Raw genomic sequence first — 12473 nt, forward strand, 5'->3', positions numbered from 1 at the left:
AGGACGACGAATGCAGCCCGCCTAGACGTCGGCAGCCAGCGAGTTGATGAGGTCACGCACGCGGGCCGCGATCTGGTCGCGAATGCTACGCACGACCTCGATGGGCTGGCCGGCCGGATCGTCAAGCTTCCAGTCCTCGTAGCGCTTGCCGGGAAAGAACGGGCAGGCATCGCCGCAGCCCATGGTGACGACGACATCGGCGGTCCGGACGGCGTCGATGGTCAAAACCTTCGGCTGCTCCGAGGTGATGTCGATGCCGACCTCACTCATGACCTCGACAGCGACGGGGTTGATCTGCTCCGCGGGGATGGAGCCCGCTGAGCGAACCTCAATATCGTCGCCCGCGTAGTGCCGCAGATACCCCGCGGCGATCTGCGAGCGCCCAGCGTTGTGGACGCAGACGAAGAGAACGGTCGGTGTGAACTCAGTCATCGGGGTGCCCCTCAGGACGCGGCCGCACCGTACGCGGCGAGATAGTCGGCGCGGTCTTGCTCCGTGATCTCGCGGATCACCCGGCAGGGGTTCCCCACGGCGACGACGCCCGGCAGGATGTCACGCGTGACGATGCTGCCCGCCCCGATCACCGAGCGCGCGCCGATGGTGACGCCGGGTCCGACGATGACGTGCGCACCGAGCCAGGCCCCCTCCTCGATCGTGATCGGCTCCGCATACTCGAACATGTCGACGGTGCGCTGCTGGAAGTCGATGGGATGGCTCGCCGTCGCAAGGGTCACGCGGGGGCCGAAGAGCACCATGTTGCCGATGGTTACCGGCGCGCAATCGAGGATCGTGAGGTCGTAGTTCGCGAACACGAACTCCCCCAGCGAGATCTGGGCACCGTAGTCGCAGCGGAACGGCGGCTCGATCCACGCCTGTCCGACGCTGCCGAGAAGGCCGCGCAGCAGCTCCATGCGACGCTCTTCATCGTCAGGGTGGGTGTTGTTGTACTCGTGCAGCACGCGCTTTGCCGCGGCCCTCATCGCGGTGAGCTCGGGATCAGTAGAGCGGTAGGTGCGGCCCGCAATCATCCGTTCGCGCTCCGTGCTGTCGGTCATACTGTCCTCCGTGTCGTCACCGCTGTGTGTCGCGGCTCAGCCTAGGCCAGCAGCGACGCGCAGGGGCCGCTGGTCAGATTCCCGACCCCGGCAAGCCCAGCCTCGTGATCGCAGCGCCGGCCGCCCATGCGGGCGCGAATCGGCGACTATGTCATGCCACGCCCCGGAGGTGGCGGTCGAAGAAGCCGCCGCTGTCCTCGGCCTCGAACGCAGGGACGCCGGTGTGGCCGCCCATGTTGGCGTGCAGCGTCTTCTCCGTGGAACCGAACGCGTCGAACAGGTCGAGCGCCATCTGGCGGTCGTTGTGCTCGTCGTCCCACTGGAGCAGCATCAGCAGCGGGATGGTGACCTTCCTGGCCTCCTCAATGATCGAGCGCGGCACGAAGCTGCCCGCGAACAGCCCGGCGGCCCGGATCCGCGGCTCGACCGCCGCGAGCCGGACACCGATCGCGATCACGCCGCCGGAGAAGCCGACCGGCCCGTCGATCTCGGGCAGGTCGAGCAGCGCGTCGATCGTCGCCTGCCACTCGGGCACCGCCCGTTCCACGAGCGGCAGGACGAGCCGGTCCACGACGTCGTTCGAGACAGGCTGCCCCGCGCGGATCGCCTGCCGGAGATCGACCCGTGCGCTGTCGACGTCGGGCAATGGTGGACGGCTTCCGCCGCCCGGGAGTTCGATCGTCGCCACCGCGAAGCCGCGGCGAGCGGAGTGTCGCGCACGGGCGAGGAGACGCGGATACATCCGGTCTAGTCCGCCGGGGTGACCGAGCAGGATCAGGGGCACCGGCGCGGTCGCGTCGGGCGGGGTCCAGAGGGTGCCGGGCACGTCGCCCAGCGCGAAGTCGCGTTCGAGGACGCCCTCATCGAGGCGTCGTTCAGAGAGGAAATGCATGGTCGTGCCTTTCGGGAGTGCAGTGGGGCGCTCCCGGACGACCTATCGCCCGACCGTGTCTCCCGAGGGGAGCACCCAGTTCGTGTCGGTCACGGGCACCACCTCCTCATTCAGCTCGCACGGCATGACCGAGCATAGCCCCATGCCTGGGCATCCACTCGCTGGCCAACAGTGCGTAGACGTAGGTGTCCTGCCACACCGGGCGCCCCTCGTCGTCTCGGCGGAAGGCCACGTTCTCGATCAGGTGCCCCTCACGGCGGAAGCCGAGCCGCTCCAGCAGCTGCCACGACGCGAGATTGAGCGGGTTGCACTCGGCGACGATCCGACGCGTTCCTTCGGAGAACGCCCATCCGACCAGTTCCCGGCAGGCCTCTGACGCGAACCCCTTTCCCCAGTCGCGGGAGTTGAACACATAGCCCAGCTCCCGGGTCTCCACCCCGTTCTCGCCCAGCCATACGTTGCCAACGACCCTGGCCTCGCCTCTCGCCTCGACCGCCCAAAACGCGGGGTCTTCCGCCCGACGCGCGCTCTCCTCCCTCGCCTGGGCCTCCGAGTAAACGTCGTACGGCTCGTATGCGACGACTTCGGGCCGGGATAGGTAGTCGTGCAGATCTCGCCAGTCGTCCGGCTCGAATCGACGGATCGTCAACCGGTCGGTGATGAATCGCATGTTCAGCCTTCTCGTGTTCCTGACGCCGGGATCCACATTCAAGCAGACCGCCTCGCGGGCTATGCAGCGGGTGCTTGTTCCGCGCCCGGCACCAAGAGATTGTCGCCACGCTGTCGCGACAATTGAGGAGGACGCTCGGCCGGGGTTTCGGTCGGTCCAACTTGCACCGGATGGTGACGTTCGCTCGCGCGTTCCCTCAGGCGGAAGCTGTTGGGACACTTGTCGCAACAATCGAGTTGGAGCCACTTCGCGGCGCTTATTCCCGTCAGGGACCCCCGAGGCGGGGGCTTCTACGTGGCCCAGACCCTCGACGGGCGTCTGAGCGTCCGTGCGCTCAAGGAACTCATCGGCCGTCAGGGGTTCGAGCGCAATGACATCGGGAATGCGCAGGCTCTCGGCGGTTCGGCTTTGCCCATCGACAGCTTCCGCGACCCCTACTTCCTCGGCTTCCCCCCACCGACGCGCGATCACGGCAGACGGCAGATCCAGACGGTGGCAAGGTGGAGGAATGAACGATCAGACACGTCTCTCGCCCGCGCAGGTCGCGGCGGCCGGCCTCGCCGAATGGCGACAGATCCGGCACACCCTGCGAGCCCGATTCCGCACCGGCGACTTCGCCCGCGGCCTCGAACTCATCAACCGCATCGGCGACGCCGCCGAGCGCCGCAACCACCACCCGGACATCACCCTCACCTACCCCGAGGTCGGAGTGTCGCTCACGAGCCACGACCTCGGCGGAATCACCGGCCGCGACATCGACCTCGCGCGCGAGATCTCAACCATCGCGGCCGACCTCGGCATCGGCCACGACACATCGATCACGGATGTCGATCTCGCCCTCGACACCGACGATCACACCGCCGTCGTCGGGTTCTACGCCGCCCTCCTCGACGCGAAGGACACCGGGAGCGGTGACTTGGCTCCCGGGCAGGCGCCGCCGATGTGGTTCCAGGAGCCGAGTACCGACACGCCGCTGCTGCCGCCGGCGTCCCCGCCGCAGCGCTGGCATCTCGACGTCTGGGTCCCGATCGACGAAGCCGAGGCACGCGTCGACGCCATCCTGGCAGCGGGCGGAACACTCGTCAGCGACGCGATGGCGCCGTCGTTCTGGGTCGTCGAGGACGCCGACGGCAACCGCTCCTGTGTCTGCTCGGTCGCCGGACCACTCGAAGGCTGAGGGGCGTCAACGGGTCGTCGACTCCTCGTCGGCCTCGGAGACCGCCATCAGTTCGGCCGCCAACTTCTTCTCCTGGACGCGGCGGTAGCCGTTCCAGATCACGCCGCCGATCAGCACCGCATACAGGCCGATCGTGATCGGCGAGCTGACGAGGACCGCCGGGTTGTTGCCCGAGTTCGCCATCGCGTCGCGCAGCGAGTACTCCGCGAGCGGGCCAAGGATGAGCGCGATCAGGACGGGCGCCAGCGGGACGTCGTACTGGCGCATCACGTAGCCGAGCAGGCCGATCGCGATCATGACGGCGAGGTCGATCGTCGACGCCCCCGCGGCGTACACGCCGAACGCGGCGAAGACGGTGATCCCCGCGTACAGATACTCCTTCGGCACCCGCAGCAACATGGCCCACATCGGCGCGAACGGCAGGTTGAGGATCAGCAGGATCACCATGGCAATGAACAGCGCAGCGAGCAGTGCCCACACAATGTCGGCGCTGCGCTCGAAGAGCAGCGGCCCAGGCTGCATCCCGTACTGGCGGAAGGCGACCAACAGCAGGGCCGCGGTGGCCGACGTCGGAAGGCCCAGCGCCAGCAGCGCACCCATCGCGGAGCCGGCGGTGGCGTTGCCAGCGGCCTCCGGTCCGGCGACGCCTTGGATGGATCCCTTGCCGAACATCGGGACCTTGCGGCGGGCGTCGAGCTTGCGTTCGGTGCCGTAGGCGAGGAACGTCGGGACCTCCGCGCCGCCCGCGGGGATGATGCCGAACGGGACGCCGAACGCGGTGCCGCGGAGCCAGGCGGGCAGGGCCGCCCGGAACTCCGCCTTGCTGAGCCACGGGCGGCCCTCTGTCTTGATGAGCGTCTTGTCGTCGGGGCGCCCCACCTTGGACGCGACGTGCAGCACCTCGCCGATCGCCAGCAGCGCGACCGTGATCACCACCACCGAGATGCCGTCGAAAAGGGCCGGGATGCCGAATGTGAAGCGCGCCGTGCCCGTCGACTGGTCGATGCCGACCATCGCCAGCGCCAGGCCGATGGCCAGGGCGGCAAGACCGCGGACCACCGAGTCGGCCACCACCGTCGAGATCGCGACGAACGCGAACAACGCAAGGGCGAAGTACTCCGCGGGACCGAACTGCTCGGCAAGCGAGGCCATCGACGGCGCGAAGAACACCACAAGCGTGGTTGCGATGATGCCGCCGGTGAACGCACCGATGGCAGCGGTGGCGAGCGCCTGGGCAGCCTTGCCCCTCCGGGCCATCATGTGGCCCTCGAACGCGCTCGCGATCGCCGTGCTGTTGCCCGGCGTGTTCATCAGGATGCCGGCGATGGAGTCACCGAAGAGGCCGCCGAAGTAGATGCCTGCGAACATCGTCAACGCCGACAGCGGCTCGAGCGTGAACGTGAGCGGCAGCAGCAGTCCGACGGCCATGGCCGACCCGAGGCCCGGTAGGACGCCGATGGCAGTGCCGAGGAAGGCACCGATGGTGACCCACAGCAGGTTCTGCAGAGTGAGGATCTGGCCGAAGCCCTCGATCAGGTGGGACAGCTGTTCCATGACTCACACCCCCAGAAGCAGGATCCCGGCGGGCAACGTCATGCCGAGCATGCCGCTGAATACCACCTGAATGACCGACGCAAGGCCCAACCCGATGACGAGCGAGGGCACCACCTTCGTGCCGCCGAGCGACAGCGACATCGCGGCGAACAGCAGGGTCGCGCTGATGAGCCACCCGACGGGCTCAAGGATGAGCGTGAACACGACCATCGTCGCGAGTGCGGAGCCGAGCTTCACCCAGTTGACGCCCTCCGGCGGAGCATCCTCTGCGGCCTCCGCCTTGAGCTGCGGGGCGACGCTCTCGTCGAACGGGTCGTGGACCACGCCGACACCCGAGAACGGGTCCGGGTTGAAGCCGTCGGCAACGGTTCGGGGGTGCCGGATCTGTTCGATGACGATGAGGGTGGCGGCAAGCAGGCAGACGACGGCGACGATCCACGGGAACACCTGGGGCCCGAACGGCCCGGGGTTGGCCACCTTCATCGTCAGATTGCCGTAGATCAGCAGCCCGGCGATCACCACGAGGACCGCAGCGATCACGAGGACACCGCGCACCGGCGCGGGTCGCGTCGGGACGCCGCTCTCAGCCGAGGCGTCGGCGGACGGCAGGTTCTTCTCAGGTGCGTTCATACCAGTCCCAGCTCCTTCAGCAGCGTCGAGATCGACTCCTGCTCCTCATCGATGAATGCCCTGAAGTCGTCGCCGGCGAGGAAGTTCTCCTTCCACCGGTTACGTTCGACCGCCGCCTGCCACTCGGGGGTGACAACCATCTCGCTCACGATCGCGATCAGCTCCGCGCGGTCGGCCTCGGTGATGCCTGGGGCCGCCACGAAGCCGCGCCAGTTGGTGAGGTTCACCTCGGGATAGCCCAGCTCGTTCATCGTCGGGATCTCGACGCCGGCGAGCGGCTCAGGGGCGACGACGGCCAGTCCGCGGATGCGGCCGGCCTCGATCATGTCGCGGAAGTCGTTGAACCCGCTGATGCCGACGTTGACGGTGCCGGCGGCTCCGGAGAGCAGCGAGATCGTCAACTCGCCACCGCCGGAGTGGGGCGTGTACTTCACCTCGGCGGGATCGAGCCCGATGGCGCGCGCCATCTGCCCGGCGACCAAGTGGTCGACGCCGCCCGCCGAGCCGCCGCCGATCGGGATCGACTCGGGATCGGCCTTCCACGCCTCAAGCAGGTCGTCAAGCGTCTGGAACGGGGAGCTGCTCGGGACGGCGATCACCTGGAAGTCCTCGGCGAGCCGGGCGATCGGCGTCGTGTCCGCAAGGGTGAAGTCGGAGCCGCGGGCGATGCCGCCCAGCATGACCGTGCCGGTGACCATGATGATGTCGGGCTTGCCCTTCATCCGGGCAAGCTGGCTCAACCCGATGGTCCCCGCGGCACCGGGCACGTTCGAGACCTGGACCGTGCTGACGATGCGGTTCTACCGCAGCGCGGCCTGCGTCTCGCGCGCGACCAGGTCCCATCCGCCTCCGGCCGCGGCCGGCGCCATCACGGTGAGGGCGGCTCGGGATCGGCCGCTGGTGTCGGTGTCGCGCGCGTCTGCGACGGCGAAACCGGCCAGGACGGCTACGACGAGCACCCCGATAGTCGCCTTGATGTTGAGCTTCGTTGCCATGGAGTACGTCCTCCGTCTACCGGGCTGCGCCCTATAGTGGTAGGCGACATGCCGTCGCGTCAATCACCGAAAGGCGATGGGGACACCACGCTCGCGGCGTCGCGGCCCGCCCTTCCCCTGCGTCGGCGTACAGGTTACGCTCCTTGCATGGGGGCAAGATTCGCGTATGTATTTCTTTCGCTGACACTCGTTGCGGCCGGCATCGCCGCCGGCGTCGCGACCTGGCTGGCGTGGCTGCCGTGCGACGACGCCGGACTCAGCGGGAGCATCCTGGCCGGCTACCAATACCCGGCCGAGTTCACTGATGCCTGCCTACAGCGCATGGATGGCAGTGATGCCGTGCCGCTCGCCGCCGGCACCGCGGAGGCCAAGGCGCTGTCAGCCCTGCTGCTCGGGGTGGGCTGGTTGACCTTCGTCCCCCGGCTCCGCCTGAATGCGCGGCTGAAGACGGTTGTCCTGCTCCCAGTCGTTCCGCTCGTGTGGTACGCCATGGAGACGCGACGGACGCTCGACGCCGACACGCTCTGGGAGTTGACTCGGACTTCGGGGGCGATCGAACTGGCAGGGCTGGTCGCTGCCATCGTGATCCTCGTCTGGTCGCCCAAGGGTCGCGAGCGTTCCCTCAGCCTGCTCGGGCTGCTCGCGGTGACCGGTTTCGGGGTCGCGCACACGGTGCTCGACTACATGATGATGATCGGTCTCAGCGACGCCAACTGGGACATGCCGCCCGGGAGCGGCTACCTCACCGCTGCGCTGATGGTGATCTGCGGCCTGCTCGTCGGCGTCCTCGGTTGGAACATCGGGCGCGGAGGAAGCCCGGCTCCTTCCGACAACCCTTCGGGCCAGCTGGTCGCCGCCTGACCGTGAGAGACTGCCTTTCGTGGCACACAACCTCCAGCGCGTCTTCCGGATGCCGTTCGCGAGCATCTATCCGCTCTACATCGAGAAGGTCGAGCGCAAGGGCCGTACCTGCGAGGAGCTCGATCAGGTCCTCACCTGGCTGACGGGATATGACAAGGCCGGCCTGCAGAAGGCGATCGACGACGAGGAGACGCTCGAGTCCTTCTTCGCCGAAGCTCCCGCGATCAACCCGAACGTGTCGCTCATTACCGGCGTGATCTGCGGCTACCGCGTCGAAGAGATCGAGGACCCGCTGATGCAGCGGATCCGGTACATGGACAAACTGGTCGACGAACTGGCCCGCGGCAAGAAGATGGCCTCCATCCTCCGGGAGCCGGCAGCAGGCTGACGCCGCGCGACGCCCTCAGCCCGTAGAAAACGGGGCTGGCGGGAGCGCCGTCGAAGGAGGAGGCTGGGGACAGTACACCCAGCCCAGAGGAGGGACAGCAATGCCCGTTCAGATCTTCGAGCACGAGCCGCCGTACCGCGTCGGCGTCATCATCGGCAGCCTTTCGCGCGACTCGATCAACCGCAAGCTGGCCAACGCGCTGGAGAGGCTGGCGCCTCCCCAGCTCGAGTTCCACGAGATCTCCTACGCCGAACTCCCTCTGTATAACCGGGACTTCGACGCCGACTACCCGCGGGCCGCCGTCGACTTCAAGGAAAAGATTACGGCGTCCGACGCGCTTCTGTTCGTCACCCCCGAGTACAACCGCTCCCTCCCCGGGGCGCTCAAGAACGCCATCGACTGGGGCAGCCGCCCATGGGGAGAGAACGTGTGGGCGCAGCTACCGACGGCCGTCATCGGCGCCTCGCCGGGATCGATCGGCACCGCCGTCGGGCAGCAGTCGCTGCGCGCGACCCTGAGCTTCCTCAATGCCCGTCAGATGACCTCACCCGAGGCATACGTCCACTTCACACCCGGCCTCATCGAGGACGACGGCACCGTCACGGTCGACTCGACGCGCGAGTTTTTGACCAACTTCATGGCCGCCTTCTACGACTACATGCGCCGGGTACTCGCGGTGATCCCACGCTCCTAGTGGTCTGTCGCGTCCAAAGGTGCGGATAGGACGCGGCGTCAGGCGGGATGAGTGAAAAGGCGGAGGAGGGAGTCATGGCGGGGCGCCATCTCGGCCCTTGTGGAATACCCCCATAGGGTATACGGTTCTCAGAGAGAGATACCCTATGGGGGTACTGAGACACGAGGAGATCCATGAAGGCAGGCACCAAGCTCGCGATCTACGGAGTCGGCTTGCTGGCAGCATTCGGCGCGGCCTATGGGCTGGCCAGCGTCGTCGTGCCGGAGAGCGTCGTGACCTCGTGGATGAACCAGGCCGACGGCCACGGCGCGCCAGACCACGGATCCGACGGCCACGACGAGACCGAGGAGGAGCGATGAGCGCGCACCCGATTCCGGGCGGGATCCCCACGTTCGAGTTGGAGATCGGCGGCATGACCTGCGCCTCCTGCGCGAACCGGATCGAGAAGAAGCTCAACAAGCTCGACGGCGTCTCCGCAACCGTGAACTACGCGACAGAGAAGGCGAAGGTCACCGTCCCGGAGGGGTACGACCCCGCGCTGTTGATCGCCGAGGTCGAGAAGACCGGCTACACCGCAGCGCTCCCGAAGCCGAAGGTCGAGAAGGCAACACCGGTCGACTCCGGGGGTACCGCTGACGACGCCGAACTGACGGCGCTGCGGCAGCGGCTGATCGGGTCGATCGTGCTCACCGTCCCCGTGATCGCGATGGCCATGATCCCCGCGCTGCAGTTCACCTACTGGCAGTGGGCCTCGCTCGCGCTCGCCGCGCCGGTAATCGTCTGGGCGGCGTGGCCGTTCCACAAGGCCGCGTGGACCAACCTGAAGCACGGCGCCGCGACGATGGACACCCTCATCTCGATGGGCACCTCCGCAGCGTTCCTCTGGTCGCTGTATGCGTTGTTCCTCGGAACAGCGGGCACACCGGGCATGGTGCACCCGTTCGAGCTCACGATCGCCCCGTCCGACGGCGCGGCCAACATCTACCTTGAGGTCGGCGCCGGCGTGACGATGTTCATCCTCGCCGGACGCTACTTCGAGAAGCGCTCAAAGCGGCAGGCAGGCGCCGCGCTTCGCGCCCTACTCGAGTTGGGCGCGAAGGAGGTCTCGGTGGTCCGGGGCGGCGCCGAGGTCAAGATCGCGATCGAGGATCTGCGGGTCGGCGACGAGTTCATCGTCCGCCCGGGCGAGAAGATCGCCACCGACGGCGTGATCGTGTCCGGCACCTCCGCCGTCGACGCCTCGATGCTGACCGGCGAGTCGGTCCCCGTGGAGGTCGGCGTCGGGGATCCCGTCACCGGCGCCACCGTCAACGCAGGCGGTCGCCTCGTCGTCCGCGCGACGCGCGTCGGCTCCGACACCCAGCTCGCGCAAATGGCAAAGCTGGTCGAGGACGCGCAGACAGGCAAGGCGGAGGTGCAGCGGCTGGCCGACAGGATCTCCGGCGTCTTCGTTCCCATCGTCATCGTCATCGCGGTCGCGACGCTGGGCGCCTGGCTCGGCGCGGGGTTCCCGGCCACCGCCGCCTTCACCGCCGCGGTCGCCGTCCTCGTGATCGCGTGCCCCTGCGCGTTGGGACTCGCCACGCCGACGGCGTTGCTCGTCGGCACGGGGCGCGGCGCCCAGATGGGCATCCTGATCAAGGGCCCCGAGGTGCTGGAGTCGACCCGCAAGGTCGACACCATCGTGCTCGACAAGACCGGCACCGTCACCACTGGCAAGATGACGCTCGTCGATGTCGTGGCAGGGCCCGGCGTCGACCGCGGCGAGCTGCTGCGCCTCGCGGGCGCGCTGGAAGATGCTTCTGAGCATCCCATCGCGCAGGCGATCGCGAAGGCTGCCACAAAGGAGGTCGGGCAGCTCCCGACACCCACCGACTTCGCCAACGTGGAGGGCAAGGGCGTGCGTGGCGTCGTCGATGGCCGCTCCGTCGTCGTCGGCCGCCAGTCGTTGCTCGCCGACGACGCGCTCCCTCTCTCCCCTGAACTCGCCGCGGCGAAGGCCGAGGCGGAGCGCGAGGGCAAGACGGTCGTCGCCGCCGGTTGGGACGGAGCCGCGCGAGGCCTCCTCGTCGTCGCCGACACGGTCAAGCCCACCAGCGCGCAGGCCGTCGCCGAGCTCAAGGAGATCGGCCTGGTACCCGTGCTGCTCACCGGCGACAACGAGACGGTCGCCCGCCAGATCGCCGCCGAGGTCGGCATCGACCAGGTGATCGCCGAGGTACTGCCGAAGGACAAGGTCGAGGTCGTCGCTCGCCTCCAGAAGGAGGGCAAGATCGTCGCGATGGTCGGCGACGGCGTCAACGACGCCCCGGCGCTCGCGCAGGCGGACCTCGGCCTCGCCATGGGAACAGGCACCGATGTCGCGATCGAGGCCTCGGACCTCACCCTTGTCCGCGGAGACCTACGCGGCGCCGTCGACGCCATCCGGCTGTCCCGCAGGACGCTCGGCACCATCAAAACCAACCTGTTCTGGGCGTTCGCCTACAACGTCGCCGCCATCCCGATCGCGGCGCTCGGCATGCTCAACCCCATGCTCGCGGGCGCGGCGATGGCGTTCTCCAGCGTCTTCGTCGTCGGCAACAGCCTCCGCCTGCGCGGGTTCCGGAGCGTCACCGCCGCATGAGCGGGCACAGCCACGGGCACGCCGCCGAGGCCGGGCAGCCGGGAGATCACCGGGCCCGGCTGTGGATCGCCTTCGCGATCACCGCCACCATCGTCGTCGCGCAGGCGGTCGGCGCGGTCGTCACCGGCAGCCTCGCGCTGCTCACGGACACCGCGCACGCGATCACCGACGCCTCAGGCCTGCTCGTGGCGCTCATCGCCGCGACGCTCATGCTCAAGCCCGCGGACTCGCACCGCACCTGGGGATTCCGCAGGATCGAGGTCATCGCAGCGCTCGGCCAAGCCGTCCTGCTCCTCGCCGTCGGCATCTACGCTGCCGTCGAGGGGGTTCGGCGTCTGTTCGCGCCGCCGGAGGTTCCCGCCACCGAGCTGCTGGTCTTCGGCATCATCGGCCTCGTCGCCAACGTCATCGCGATCGCGGTCCTCGCGTCCAGCCGCGGCGCGAACTTCAACATGCGCGCGGCGTTCCTCGAGGTCCTGAACGACGCCCTCGGCTCGGTGGGGGTGATCGTCGCCGCGATCGTCATCGCCACCACGGGGTTCCAGCAGGCCGACGCCATCGCGGGCCTCGTCATCGCCGCGCTAATCGTACCGCGGGCGTTCACGCTGATGCGCGAGACCACAAGCGTGCTGATGGAGTTCACGCCCAAGGGCCTCGACCTCGACGAGGTGCGCAGCCACATCCTCGCCCTCGACCACGTCCGAGACGTCCACGACCTGCACGCTTCCACGGTCGCCACCGGGCTCCCGACGCTGACCGCGCACGTCGTCGTCGACGACGAGTGCTTCACCGACGGGCACGCCGCCCGGATGCTGCACGACGTCCGGGAGTGCGTCGCCGAGCACTTCGACGTGTCCGTCCACCACTCAACGTTCCAGATCGAGACCGCGCACATCGCCGAACACGAACCGGACGCGACGAAACACGGATAGCT

Annotated in this window: 16 protein-coding genes; 8 read left to right on the forward strand and 8 right to left on the reverse strand. The window is 68.1% G+C overall.

All coding sequences use genetic code 11. The features are described from left to right. Positions 1-21: 21 nt before the first annotated feature. From IPJ61_RS08010 to IPJ61_RS08025, 4 genes are all read right to left on the reverse strand, one after another. Positions 22-432, reverse strand: coding sequence for an arsenate reductase ArsC (locus IPJ61_RS08010; RefSeq protein WP_297105179.1), 411 nt, complete (start codon positions 430-432; stop codon positions 22-24). 11 nt (positions 433-443) lie between these two features. Continuing rightward, positions 444-1055, reverse strand: a complete 612-nt coding sequence (locus tag IPJ61_RS08015; protein ID WP_297105182.1) for a sugar O-acetyltransferase — start codon at positions 1053-1055, stop codon at positions 444-446. A 151-nt stretch (positions 1056-1206) separates the two neighbouring features. Continuing rightward, entirely contained in the window at positions 1207-1947 is a 741-nt protein-coding gene (locus tag IPJ61_RS08020) for a dienelactone hydrolase family protein (protein WP_297105185.1), read from the reverse strand. A 106-nt stretch (positions 1948-2053) separates the two neighbouring features. Beyond that, positions 2054-2617, reverse strand: a complete 564-nt coding sequence (locus IPJ61_RS08025; RefSeq protein WP_297105187.1) for a GNAT family N-acetyltransferase — start codon at positions 2615-2617, stop codon at positions 2054-2056. A gap of 74 nt (positions 2618-2691) precedes the next feature. On the opposite strand from IPJ61_RS08025, the gene IPJ61_RS22520 reads away from it, so the two are divergent. Together IPJ61_RS22520 and IPJ61_RS08030 are read left to right on the forward strand one after the other, a co-directional pair. Beyond that, positions 2692-2991, forward strand: coding sequence for a DUF1016 N-terminal domain-containing protein (locus tag IPJ61_RS22520; protein ID WP_459251257.1), 300 nt, complete (start codon positions 2692-2694; stop codon positions 2989-2991). A 134-nt stretch (positions 2992-3125) separates the two neighbouring features. Beyond that, positions 3126-3794 (forward strand): 4a-hydroxytetrahydrobiopterin dehydratase, encoded by a 669-nt coding sequence (locus IPJ61_RS08030; RefSeq protein ID WP_297105190.1) that lies wholly within the window; start codon positions 3126-3128, stop codon positions 3792-3794. A gap of 6 nt (positions 3795-3800) precedes the next feature. Here the strand turns inward: IPJ61_RS08030 and IPJ61_RS08035 are convergent, their stop codons facing one another. The 4 genes from IPJ61_RS08035 to IPJ61_RS08050 are packed head-to-tail and all read right to left on the reverse strand — an operon-like array spanning position 3801 to position 6973. Continuing rightward, on the reverse strand, positions 3801-5348 hold the full coding sequence (locus tag IPJ61_RS08035; protein WP_297105193.1) for a tripartite tricarboxylate transporter permease: 1548 nt from the start codon (positions 5346-5348) through the stop codon (positions 3801-3803). Between the two features lie 3 nt (positions 5349-5351). Further along, on the reverse strand, positions 5352-5978 hold the full coding sequence (locus IPJ61_RS08040; RefSeq protein ID WP_297105196.1) for a tripartite tricarboxylate transporter TctB family protein: 627 nt from the start codon (positions 5976-5978) through the stop codon (positions 5352-5354). After that, on the reverse strand, positions 5975-6772 hold the full coding sequence (locus IPJ61_RS08045) for a Bug family tripartite tricarboxylate transporter substrate binding protein (RefSeq protein ID WP_297105616.1): 798 nt from the start codon (positions 6770-6772) through the stop codon (positions 5975-5977). Before IPJ61_RS08045 ends, IPJ61_RS08040 begins: the two co-directional genes overlap by 4 nt. 6 nt (positions 6773-6778) lie before the next feature. Beyond that, complete coding sequence (locus IPJ61_RS08050; RefSeq protein ID WP_297105199.1) at positions 6779-6973, reverse strand: hypothetical protein; 195 nt, start codon at positions 6971-6973, stop codon at positions 6779-6781. A 147-nt stretch (positions 6974-7120) separates the two neighbouring features. Between IPJ61_RS08050 and IPJ61_RS08055 the strand changes: the two genes are divergently transcribed. The 6 genes from IPJ61_RS08055 to IPJ61_RS08080 all read left to right on the forward strand — a co-directional run bounded on the left by IPJ61_RS08055 (position 7121) and on the right by IPJ61_RS08080 (position 12471). Beyond that, the gene (locus IPJ61_RS08055; protein ID WP_297105201.1) at positions 7121-7834 is read left to right on the forward strand and encodes a hypothetical protein; all 714 of its coding nucleotides are present in this window, start codon (positions 7121-7123) and stop codon (positions 7832-7834) included. Between the two features lie 19 nt (positions 7835-7853). Continuing rightward, positions 7854-8222 (forward strand): DUF2200 domain-containing protein, encoded by a 369-nt coding sequence (locus tag IPJ61_RS08060; protein WP_366505377.1) that lies wholly within the window; start codon positions 7854-7856, stop codon positions 8220-8222. 100 nt (positions 8223-8322) lie between these two features. Further along, on the forward strand, positions 8323-8916 hold the full coding sequence (locus tag IPJ61_RS08065) for an NADPH-dependent FMN reductase (protein WP_297105205.1): 594 nt from the start codon (positions 8323-8325) through the stop codon (positions 8914-8916). A 173-nt stretch (positions 8917-9089) separates the two neighbouring features. After that, positions 9090-9275, forward strand: a complete 186-nt coding sequence (locus tag IPJ61_RS08070; protein ID WP_297105207.1) for a hypothetical protein — start codon at positions 9090-9092, stop codon at positions 9273-9275. Continuing rightward, entirely contained in the window at positions 9272-11539 is a 2268-nt protein-coding gene (locus IPJ61_RS08075; protein ID WP_297105210.1) for a heavy metal translocating P-type ATPase, read from the forward strand. The genes IPJ61_RS08070 and IPJ61_RS08075 overlap by 4 nt, the downstream gene beginning before the upstream one ends. Further along, positions 11536-12471, forward strand: coding sequence for a cation diffusion facilitator family transporter (locus tag IPJ61_RS08080; protein ID WP_297105214.1), 936 nt, complete (start codon positions 11536-11538; stop codon positions 12469-12471). The genes IPJ61_RS08075 and IPJ61_RS08080 overlap by 4 nt, the downstream gene beginning before the upstream one ends. The last annotated feature ends 2 nt before the right edge of the window (positions 12472-12473 follow it).

The organism is Tessaracoccus sp., from assembly GCF_016714275.1.
In the GTDB taxonomy this organism is placed as follows: Bacteria; Actinomycetota; Actinomycetes; order Propionibacteriales; family Propionibacteriaceae; genus Arachnia.